We start from the raw sequence: 10,613 nt of genomic DNA on the forward strand, positions 1-10,613 counted from the left end.
CCCGGTCGCTGCTGCCCTCGCAAGCTAGACCACACACCTATGTTTCAAACACTCGCAATGTTCAGCACCATGCCTTGGTGGGCGTGGGTCGGTTTTCTCACTTTCGTCGCCACGATGCTCGCGCTCGACCTCGGCGTCTTCAATCGGAAGGCCCACGAAGTCTCGCTCAAGGAAGCGCTGATCTGGTGCGCGGTGTGGTTCAGCCTCGCGATGGGTTTCAACCTCATCATCGCGATGCAGATGCCGGCCACCGAGGTCAGCAAGCCGGCGCTGGAGTTTTTCACCGCCTACCTGATCGAGTTGTGCCTGAGCGTGGACAACGTCTTTGTCTTTATCGTCATTTTCCAATACTTCCGCGTCGAGCCGCGTTACCAGCACCGGGTGTTATTCTGGGGCATCATCGGCGCGGTGCTGATGCGCGCGCTGTTCATTTTTGCGGGCATCAGCCTGATTAACAAATTCCACTGGATCATCTACGTCTTCGGCGCGTTCCTCATCTACACGGGCATCAAACTCGCGCAGCCGAAGAAGGAAGATGGTTTCGACCCGGAGAAAAATCCGGCCGTCAAACTCGCGCGCAAGCTCATGCCGGTCACGAATCAGTTCGACGGCGGCAATTTTTTCACGCGCATCAATGGCAAGCTTTTCGCCACGCCGATGTTTCTCGTGCTCTTGATCGTCGAGACCACCGACGTGATGTTCGCGCTCGATTCGATTCCTGCCGTCATCGCGATCACGCGAAATGAATTCATCGTTTTCACCTCGAACATCTTCGCGATTCTCGGCCTGCGTTCGCTCTATTTTGCGGTGTCGGGCGTGATGAAGCTTTTCCGTTTCATCAACATCGGCCTCTCCGTGATTCTCGTGTTCGTCGGCACCAAGATGCTTCTCACCTACTTCGGCTGGCACGTGCCGATCGGCTGGTCGCTCTCGATCATCGGCGGCGTGCTCGCCGCGTCCATCGCTGCCTCGGTGTTGATTCCGGAAAAGAAGAAGAGCTGACCAAGGTTTAGGGGGCGTCGCTTCACGGCGACGCCTTGTAGGTTGCGCGCTCGCGCGCAACGTGGCCCGTAAACGGGCCACCTACACGCGAGGTTTATCGCCCGCCGGCTGCGCCGACTTCCGCCACATCGGCGAGATCGTGCAGCAAAGGAAGCTTCGTCTCGAGCCGTGCGATCACCTCAGGCGTCGCGAACGAGCCGTGTTCGGCAAACTGCACCCAGCCGTCCGCAAGTTTGTAGCTGCCGTCGCGCGCGCGCTCCGGTTGCGCCATAAATTTTGCCCGGATTTCCGGTAACAGCGCGGCCTGCAAAAACTCCGGCTGATTCGTCTGCACGAACCACGCTTGGTCAAATGCCGGGTCGCCCACGGTGATTTCTTTCGAGCCAAACATTTCCATGAGTTTCGTGGTAAACCCCTGACGCCTCAGCTCAAACGTCAGGTTGGTCGCGCGTGGCCGCACGCCAACCGCCGCCCAGTGCACGCGCGACTTGCCGCTGCCCGTCGTGTAGGTCCAGAAGCGCACTTCACGTCCCAGAACCGTGCCCTGCACGGAGTAGTCAGCGCCCAGGCTCTGCTTCGTTTCCACCAATCGCAGGCCGTGCCGTGCGGCCAGCGCGATGAGATTTTCCTTGGTGCGGGCGTGTTGCTTGATGGCCAGCCAGATAATCAGTCCGAAGAAACCGCCGATTCCCAATACAATAACGAGTGCGCCAATCATGCGCTCATCCAACCCAGCCCGCCGAATCGGGGCGAGCCCGGAACGCGTGACCTGAAAATAGATCCGCCGGGATCCGTAATCGGACTCCCGGCGGTTTTGCTCGCTGTTTTAATGCGGGCGGGTCCATCCAGCGACCTACCCCTAAGCCTCTGAATGGATGATAATGTTAAAGCTTGTCGCGTGCCAACCGCCGCGCTGCTTCGAAAATGTTATTCACCGCACGGATCACTCGCTGGTTTTGGGCATTCGCTCGCGACATGCCGCGCCGCGCTTCCTAAAAACAAAACCGCCGGGGCTGCTAGCAGACCCCGGCGGCGTTACACACACCTAAATAGATACCGGCCTAAGCCGGCTGAGGTTACCGATTACTTGACCTCGACCTTAAACGGCTTGGCCACTTCCGCCTTCGGGAGCGTCAGGGACAGGAGGCCGTCTTTCAGTTCGGCGGCGATCTTGTCGGCTTGCACTGCGTAGGGCAGAGTAAAGCTGCGGGCGTAGGAGACGGTCGTTTCACCTTCACTGCCAACGACTTTACGGGTGGCACTGAGGCTAAGCTCATCGTTGATAAATTCGATGGCGACGTCTTCGCGAGCCACACCAGGCAGCTCGGCGGTCAGCACGAGATTGTCCTTATCTTCGCGCACGCTCACCGGAATGGAGCGCTTGGCATCCGAATAATCGAGAGCCGACGAGAAGAGATTGGCGAAGTCTTGGTCGAAGCCAGCCCAAGGCGAGCGGACGGCGACACGGTTGGCGGTGGCAGGTTGATAACGGAACAGGCTATACATGGTTTGGTTTTCCTTAGTTTTGGTTTGGTAAGTTTGGTTAACTTTGTGAACGGGTATATGCACCCGACATGCCGATGATATTTTCACCCTAACCCATTCTTTGATAATCAAATGAACAAACACTCCGTAAGCGCTCGAGTGAAATCTTGACCACGTGAGACACTTAGGCGCGGACATTATGTCCCAATCCTTAACTTTAAGCACCTCACCTCCTACCCAGCACACCTCGCCGCATTTAAGACGCGCCGTTTAAGAAAAGCCGTGCCACGGCGAAACCGCCCGCTTCACTCCGTCCCATCCATGAACTTCGACTTTGAATCCGTCATCGAACGCCGCGGCACCGACTCCCAAAAATGGCAGAAATACGCCGGTCGCGACATCCTCCCGCTCTGGGTCGCCGACATGGATTTTAAATCGTCGCCCGCCATCATCGAAGCCCTGCAAAAACGCGTGGCCGACGGCGTATTCGGTTACGCGCGACCCGTTAAATCTACGACCGACGCCATCGTCGATGCCATGCAGACGCGCTACGGTTGGAAAATCGATCCGTCGTGGCTCGTCTGGCTACCCGGCCTAGTCGTCGGCTTGAACATCGTTGCCCAAGCGTTCGCCGAAGTCGGCGATGAGAGCCTCACGCTCACGCCGGTTTATCCGCCGTTCATGAGTTCGGCCAAAAACAGCGGCCGTGTCTCGAAACAAGTTCCGCTCGTCCTCAACACCGCCGCGCGTCGCTGGGAAATCGACTGGGCCGCCCTCGAAGCCGCCGTTACGCCGCGCACGAAACTTTTCGTCCTCTGCAATCCGCACAATCCCATCGCCCGCGTCTGGCGTCGCGACGAACTTCAGCGCCTCGGCGAATTCTGCGTGCGCCACCACCTCGTGCTCTGCTCCGACGAGATTCATTGCGATCTCATCCTTGACGATTTGCCGCACATCCCGACCGCACTGCTCGGCGACGACATCGCCAAACGCACGATCACGCTCATGGCCCCGAGCAAAACCTATAACGTCCCCGGCCTCGGCACATCGCTCGCAATCATCCCCGACGCCGTGCTGCGCGCGCAATTCGTCCGCGCCACCGCCGGAATCATGGCCGAGGTCACCTCGCTCGGCTTCACCGCGTGCGAAGCCGCCTACCGCGACAGCGAAGCCTGGCGCCAGGGCCTGCTCGCCACGCTGCGCGGCAATCGCGATTTCATTTTCGATTTCGTCGCAAAAGAACTTCCCGGTGTCGTCATCGAAGCGCCCATCGAAGCCACCTACCTTGCGTGGATGAATGTTTCCGCGCTGAAACTCGCCGACCCCATTGCGCATTTCGAAGCTCACGGCGTCGGCCTCAGCGAAGGCGCCTTCTTCGGCGTCCCCAAAGGCCACTACGTTCGCCTCAACTTCGGCTGCCCCCGCGCCACGCTCGTCGAAGCCCTCACTCGCATGAAGCGCGCCGTGACGGCGCTTGCCTAGAAACCAAGAGAATCTGGAACTCACGAAATCAGGAAAAAATTAAATACCGCATCAGTTCGTTTCCTGATTTCCTGAGTTCCAGATAAAACCTTCTGATTCCTGATGCCCCGCCCGCTTCAACTCGTTTTCTTCGCCCTGCTCGCCATCGCGATTGGCTCGGCAATCTGGCAACACGGCCAACTCCCTGAGCGCGTCGCCACGCATTTCAACGCCGCCGGAGAAGCCAACGGCTGGCTCTCCCGCGGCAAACACACCGGGCTCCAAATCGCCACGCTGCTCTTCATGACCGCGATCTTCCAAGGCATCGTGGCGCTGAACCGCACGCTGCCGAAGGAATACATCAACATTCCCCACCGCGACCACTGGCTCGCCCCCGAACACGCTGCCACCACGCACCAGCTTATCGCCGACATGGTGCTCCAACTCGGGTGCAGCGTCGTCGCGTTTTTCATCGTGCTGTTTTACTTCGTCTACCGCGCAAATTTCACCACGCCACCGGTGCTCACTCTCCACACGTGGTGGCTCGTCGGCGCCCTGCTCGCCGCGCTCGTGATTATCCTCGCGCGCTTCATGCTCCATTTTACGCGCAAGCCCGGTCCGTAGGTTCGCCTCGCACGCGCAGAGCCACCCGCGCGTGACTGAAAATGCTGGCTCAAAACGGTTGCTCCCGCGCCACCCGGTTTAAGTTTCGTCCGGACACACCCGTATGCTGTTTCCGTCGCTGTTTCGTTTTTGCTTCCGCGTAATCGCGAGCCTGGTTCCGCTCGTGCTGTCCGCCGAGGTCGTGCAGCTGCACCTCACGATCAAAGACGAAGACGAGCAACGCCTGCCCGCCCGCGTGCTCGTTCTCGACGCCGCCGAGCGCTCGCACCTGCCGCCGTCGGCCATTACCACGAATATCGGCCCCGACACGTGGTTCGCGTGCGACGGCGTCACGCGTCTCGACGTTCCCGCCGGCGACTACCGCATCCGCATCGAACGCGGCCCCGAATTCTTGCCCGTTTTCACGACGCTTTCCGTGCGCACCCGCACCTCTCATGCCGTGACGCTGAAACGTTGGATCGATCTCCGTGCCCTCGGCTACGTTGCTGGGGAAAATCATCTCCATGTCGCGCCCGCCGCGCTGCCCGCGCTACTCGCGTCCGAAGGACTCGACATCGGCACCTCGCTCTTCTGGTGGAATGGCCCGCGCCTGCCGTTGCCGGACACGCCTCATTCCTCAGGGGAAAAACTCACGCTGTTCGACGCCGAAATCGAAAACGCCTGGGGCGCGCTCTACTGCGTCGGCCTGCGCGAGCCGATGCCGGTCGCGTGGGATGCAGCGCGCGCGAACGTCGCTTTCGCTCGCGCGGGCCGCGAGCGCGGAGCGTTGAACTGTTATCAAGGCGGTTGGTCGCCCGAAGTGCTCGTGGATGCGCTGCTCGGACTGGTCGATGTGGTGAATCTCAACGATAACCTTTTCCAGCGGCACAAAGTCATGCCGCGCGCGCGTTACTCCAATCTTCTGAACACGCCCGGCCTGCCGGTCTATCCCGACACCGGCGAAGGCATGCTCCAACTCGTCACCGCGTCTTACTACCGCTTGCTCAACTGCGGCCTGCGACTCGCCGCCGGCGCCGGTTCCGCGACCGGCGTCAAGTCCACTCCCGCCGGTTACAACCGCAGTTACGTCCAGACACCCACCGACGCTTCCGCCCGCACCTTTCTCGAAGCGTGGCGCCAAGGTCGCAATTTCGTGACCAACGGGCCTGCGCTTTTTCTCACCGTCAACGATTCGCTCGCCCCGGGTGACACGCTCGAGCTTCCGTCCGGCGGCGGTCAAATTCGCGTGCGCGCCCGCGTGGTCTCCGCCGACCCGCTGCGTTCGCTCACGCTCATCGTCAACGGCGAACCCGTCGCCCGCGGCACCGCGAGCGAACTCGACACGACACTCACGGTTCGCGAAGGCGCGTGGATCGCCGCCGTAGCCACGACCGAGGAAAGCACGCTTTCCGACGCCGACCTCGCTCGCTACCGGCAGGAAAGCACACTCGGCGGGGAAATTCCCTCGCGACTCCGCTTCGCGCACACGAGTCCGGTGTATGTCCGCGTCGCCGGCGAAGGCGCCCGCGTCGCCCGCTCGCTCGATGAAGCCCGCCGCATGCTCGACGCCTTTGCCGGGTTCGCGCGCACGCACGCATCACCCGCGCACTTGCCCGAAATCACCGCCGCCCTCGATGAAGCGCGCCGCCGCCTCAATTAATTTTTTCATGACCTCAAAAACGATTACCACCCTGCTTCTCGTCGGCTCGCTTTCCGTCAACGCAGCGTGGGCCGAAGGCAGCTACCGGAATCGCGACGCCAAAAATCCGCACGATCTCGGCGAAGGCACTTACCCGATTCCCTATCAACTTCCCACCGTCGCCGAGATCAGCCAGCAGCTAAAACAGGTGCGCGATTACCTCGAGGCCGCTTCGCCCCGACGGGTGATGGATCGCGAGACCGGCGAAACCATCTCCGACTTTACCGTGCCGCTCGCCTCCGCGACCCTCGACGGCGGCAAAGCCGGCAACGGCATCATCTCCTACGAAATGGGCGTCGTTTACTCCGGCATGCTCTACGCCGGGGCCGTCACCGGCGACCCGCGCTTCAATCGCTTCGTCGAAGACCGCCTTCAATTTATTCACCAGCACCTGCCCTATTTCCGCGCGGTCGGCGAAAAGCACGGTGTGCAGCGCGGCGATTTTTTCAAAATCATCGCGCCCACCAAACTCGATGACTGCGGCGCGATGACCACCGCGTTGATTCGCGCGCGGCTGGCTGGTCTCGGTCCCGACCTGACGGACGTTATCACGCCATGGGCCGAGTGGATCGGCCAGCGCCAGTTCCGTCTTGCGGACGGCACACTCGCCCGGAAGCACCCGCAACCCGAGTCAGTCTGGGCCGACGATTTCTACATGGCTGTCCCCGCGCTCGCGGAACTTGGCCGCATGACCGGCGAGCGCAAGTGGTTCGACGACGCCGTGCGCAACGCCCTCGGTATGTCGGAGCGGTTATTCAATCCCCAGAACCGTCTCTACACGCACGGCTGGAGTTCCAACCACCCCGACGCGCCGCAGTTTTATTGGGGCCGCGGCATGGGCTGGACCGTGATGGCGATGTGCGACCTGCTCGACGTGCTCCCGAGCGATCATCCCGGTTATCAACCCGTGCTCGCGCAACTCCGCGCCGCGTTGCGCGGTGCCGCGCAATATCAATCCGGCGCCGGCTTTTGGCATCAACTTATGGATCGCCCCGATTCCTTTTACGAAACCTCCGCCACGGCCATGTTCACCTACGCCATCGCTCACGCCATCAACCAAGGCTGGATCAGTCCCACCATCTACGGCCCGATTGCCCAAGCCGGCTGGTGCGCCCTTAGTTCAAAAATCGACTGGGCGGGACGCATCGAGGGCGGCGTCGTGGCCACCAATTACGCCAGCGACGCGACCTATTATTATCACCGCCCCATGCATTTCGCCGCCCTGCAAGGTTACGGCCCCGCTCTCCTCGCCGGCGCGGAAATGATCAAACTGCTCCAGAATCCGGCCATCGAAATTCGTTACGAAGGCCGCACCTACTACTATTCCCCGAAAGTCGCCGACGGGAAAAACTGAGATCCCGAGACACAAATTGCACCAATTTCACGAATCCTCGCCTTCGTGAAATCCGTGCAATTCGTGTCGCCGCTCTTTTTTTACCATTTTTGCGCCTTCTGCGCTTTTTGTGGCCAATAAAAAATCTCTGCGCTAATTCTGCGGCTCACTTCGCATGCGCATCGGTCCCTACGAGTTCGGCTCCAATCTTTTCCTGTCACCGCTGGCGGGTTACACCAACCTGCCCTTCCGCCTCGTCGCGCGCGAAATCGGCGGACTCGATTGGACGACCACCGACCTCGTCAACGCCCGTTCGCTCCTCGAAAAAAATCCGCGCGGCCTCGCGATGGTTCGCACCGCGCCCGCCGAGAAACTCCTGGCCGTCCAACTCTTCGGCGCCATCCCCGAGGAAATGCGCGACGCCGCGCTCATGGTCGAATCGATGGGCATCGCCTCGGTCGACATCAACATGGGGTGCCCCGTCCCCAAGGTCGTCGGCATCGGCGGCGGCTCCGCGATGATGACCGAACTCGGCAAAACTGCGAAGCTCGTGCGCGGCATGGTCGACGCTGTAAAAATCCCCGTCACCGCCAAGATGCGACTCGGCTGGGACGCCAACAATCTCACCGCCCCTGACCTCGCCGCGGTCCTCGAAGACAACGGCATCGCCGCCATCTTCGTCCACGGTCGCACGCGCGCTCAAGGATTCACCGGCACCGTCAACCTCGCCGGCATTCGCGCCGTCGTCGAGTCCGTGAAAAAAATTCCCGTCATCGGCAACGGCGACGTCACGACCGTCGAAGCCGCAAAAAAGATGTTCGACGAAACCGGTTGCGCCGGCGTGAGCATCGGCCGCGGCGCGTTCTATAATCCATGGATCTTCACGCACATTCATGAATACCTGAAAACGGGGATCGTGCCCGCCGAAGCCAGCTATCCCGCGCGCGCCGCTGTCATGCGGCGCCACTTGGAATTAATGATCGAAGTCTTCGGCGAAGACCACGGCTGCCGCCTCTTTCGCAAACCCGCGTCGTGGTATGCGAAACGCTTCGGCCCCGCGCGCGAGTTCAAGAAAGGCGTGACGCAATTCAGCACGCGCGCCGAATTCGACGAGTTACTCGCCCGCTACGAAACCTGGCGCGCCCAATTCCTCGACGAGACTGGCGAATTGAAGGAGCAATACCGCCCCGCCGCGATGGTCGCCTCCTTCATGCGCGACCCCGACGACCCCGTCCACACCCGCGACGCCATCCCCGTGCCGAAAGGCCCGGTGGACACATGGTGAAATAGCTGCCATGAAAATCGCCAAGCTTTCTAGCTTAGACCGCGCTTCTGCCGCAGTTACTTCAGGCAAGCTGTGGCGTGCCAAAGAAATTCTCGCGGGTCACATTGGTTCGACCGGATACACTCCTGAACTATTCGCAGCCTATGGTAAAGTTTTGGCACAGATGAACGACTCTAAAGAAGCCGGAAAATACCTTCTTCTCTCAGGCTTGGAGAACGACGAGGACAAAGCCGCGATTGAACTCTACGTGAGCAGTGTTCGCGAAAAACCTTATACGTGGATTCGCTCCCAGTTTCCCTCTTCTGCAAGAAATCTTTCATCAGAGAAATATCCTCAGTCAGTTTACTCCCAATTGAGAGAACTCGGGTTTCCAGAACACCTCGCGGGTCGCCAGGAGAAGACGCCTTTCGCCAAAAGCAGCAAATGGAAAGAAGGTGCCGCCATTATTCTTGGCTTCACGATCTTGGGTTTGATCGTAGTAGGACTTTTGCACGGCCTATATGTAGTCGGTAAGTGGCTGTTCACATGAAGGTGAATTCTGAAGTCCTGCAGACGGCAGAGAAGCCCGGCGCCTCCGGCGAAAGCCTCGCGCATCGTGAGCTCAAGCGGCTCGCGGTGGAGTGGGCGCGGGCGCGGCGATTGATGTTGTGCGGGAGCGAAGTGCGGTTGCCGCGCTCGAATTATCGCGCGGATGTCGCCGCGGCGACGCCACGCCAGCTTTCGGGCAACGCGGTGACGGCGGTGTTCGAATGCAAAGCGAGCCGCAGCGATTTCCTGCGCGACTCGGCGGACGAACGCGCAACGGTCGCAACCGTGCAGTCACTCTCTGAGCGTCTGCACGCGCTCAACCAACTCATCGGCACGCATCGCCCCGACCTGCGGCTTGGTGAAGAATTATTTCCTGAGTTCGACTGCATCGATCTGCGCGGTTCGCGTCACGATACGCATCGCGCCGTCACCAAGGCTCTCGCTGCCGCGCAAAACGCGCTCTACGAGGGCACCAAGTTTTCCAAGCTCACGCGCTGGCGCGCGGCGACGTTCCTCTATCTCGTTGTCGACCACGCGACGCTCGTGCACGGCCACGAAGTGCCCGCTGGCTGGGGCCTGCTCATCCGCGAAGGCGAACAGTTGCACTGCGTGATCGCGCCCGTGCGCCAGGAAACAAAACTCGAAGAACGCATTGCGTTGCTCGAACGCATCGCCAGCCGCGCGCGGTGACGGTCTTGAAGGTAGGGGCGGTTATCCTTAACCGCCCTCGCACGTAATATTCCTTGCGCCCTCCATCCGTGGCATCGGTGAAATCCGTGGCTAAATAAAAAAACCGGAATCGCGTGAACGACTCCGGTTCGAAACACTAAATTAAAAGCACTACGCGCTCGCAGTTTACTTCTTTTTGCCCGCGGCCGCTTTGGCCTTGGTCAATTGCTGCGCTTGGATGACTTGTTGTTTCGCTTTATCGGAAACGTTGGCCTTGGCCTGTTTTTGCGAAGCGTTTTTCTGTGTGGATTTCGGTGATCTGTCGCCCATGTGGGATTTTCCTTAGTGGTGGTTACCTCACCTGCGGAATGTTTGTTTCCCCGAAGGCGTCGTGCACAGTCCCGTAACGCGGCGGTATTGTAAACAACTGTCGCCGCCTACGTAGTCCTGCGTAGGCGGCGGGCATTTTTGCGGCGTGGGTCACGTCAATCGTCGGCTCTACGCAGTTCCGCGTATTCTGGTGCGGAGCCGAAAACGGTAAATTGCAC

The 10,613-nt window shown here is 60.2% G+C and carries 11 protein-coding genes; 8 read left to right on the top strand and 3 right to left on the bottom strand.

Going from position 1 to position 10,613, the window contains the following annotated elements:
* The first annotated feature begins 39 nt into the window (after nt 1-39).
* The gene (locus ACRRQW_RS05995) at nt 40-1,002 is read left to right on the top strand and encodes a TerC family protein (protein WP_438480359.1); all 963 of its coding nucleotides are present in this window, start codon (nt 40-42) and stop codon (nt 1,000-1,002) included.
* Nucleotides 1,003-1,096: 94 nt separating this feature from the next.
* Here the strand turns inward: ACRRQW_RS05995 and ACRRQW_RS06000 are convergent, their stop codons facing one another.
* Nucleotides 1,097-1,720: a hypothetical protein gene (locus tag ACRRQW_RS06000; RefSeq protein ID WP_438480360.1), complete on the bottom strand. Its 624-nt coding sequence runs from the start codon at nt 1,718-1,720 to the stop codon at nt 1,097-1,099.
* A 365-nt stretch (nt 1,721-2,085) separates the two neighbouring features.
* On the bottom strand, nt 2,086-2,508 hold the full coding sequence (locus ACRRQW_RS06005) for an Hsp20/alpha crystallin family protein (protein WP_438480361.1): 423 nt from the start codon (nt 2,506-2,508) through the stop codon (nt 2,086-2,088).
* 300 nt (nt 2,509-2,808) lie between these two features.
* Between ACRRQW_RS06005 and ACRRQW_RS06010 the strand changes: the two genes are divergently transcribed.
* The 7 genes from ACRRQW_RS06010 (at nt 2,809) to ACRRQW_RS06040 (ending at nt 10,086) form a co-directional block, all read left to right on the top strand.
* Nucleotides 2,809-3,969: a MalY/PatB family protein gene (locus tag ACRRQW_RS06010; protein ID WP_438480362.1), complete on the top strand. Its 1,161-nt coding sequence runs from the start codon at nt 2,809-2,811 to the stop codon at nt 3,967-3,969.
* 102 nt (nt 3,970-4,071) lie between these two features.
* On the top strand, nt 4,072-4,572 hold the full coding sequence (locus ACRRQW_RS06015) for a DUF1648 domain-containing protein (RefSeq protein WP_438480363.1): 501 nt from the start codon (nt 4,072-4,074) through the stop codon (nt 4,570-4,572).
* Between the two features lie 103 nt (nt 4,573-4,675).
* Nucleotides 4,676-6,211: a CehA/McbA family metallohydrolase gene (locus ACRRQW_RS06020; protein WP_438480364.1), complete on the top strand. Its 1,536-nt coding sequence runs from the start codon at nt 4,676-4,678 to the stop codon at nt 6,209-6,211.
* A 7-nt stretch (nt 6,212-6,218) separates the two neighbouring features.
* Complete coding sequence (locus tag ACRRQW_RS06025) at nt 6,219-7,604, top strand: glycoside hydrolase family 88/105 protein (protein ID WP_438480365.1); 1,386 nt, start codon at nt 6,219-6,221, stop codon at nt 7,602-7,604.
* 154 nt (nt 7,605-7,758) lie between these two features.
* Entirely contained in the window at nt 7,759-8,868 is a 1,110-nt protein-coding gene (dusB, locus tag ACRRQW_RS06030; RefSeq protein WP_438480366.1) for a tRNA dihydrouridine synthase DusB, read from the top strand.
* Nucleotides 8,869-8,878: 10 nt separating this feature from the next.
* Nucleotides 8,879-9,397, top strand: coding sequence for a DUF6584 family protein (locus tag ACRRQW_RS06035; RefSeq protein ID WP_438480367.1), 519 nt, complete (start codon nt 8,879-8,881; stop codon nt 9,395-9,397).
* Nucleotides 9,394-10,086, top strand: coding sequence for a hypothetical protein (locus tag ACRRQW_RS06040; protein ID WP_438480368.1), 693 nt, complete (start codon nt 9,394-9,396; stop codon nt 10,084-10,086). The genes ACRRQW_RS06035 and ACRRQW_RS06040 overlap by 4 nt, the downstream gene beginning before the upstream one ends.
* Before the next feature lie 165 nt (nt 10,087-10,251).
* Here the strand turns inward: ACRRQW_RS06040 and ACRRQW_RS06045 are convergent, their stop codons facing one another.
* Complete coding sequence (locus ACRRQW_RS06045; RefSeq protein WP_438480369.1) at nt 10,252-10,395, bottom strand: hypothetical protein; 144 nt, start codon at nt 10,393-10,395, stop codon at nt 10,252-10,254.
* Between the last annotated feature and the right edge of the window lie 218 nt (nt 10,396-10,613).

The sequence above is a fragment of the Oleiharenicola lentus genome, assembly GCF_051660365.1.
Taxonomy (GTDB): domain Bacteria; phylum Verrucomicrobiota; class Verrucomicrobiia; order Opitutales; family Opitutaceae; genus Lacunisphaera; species Lacunisphaera lenta_A.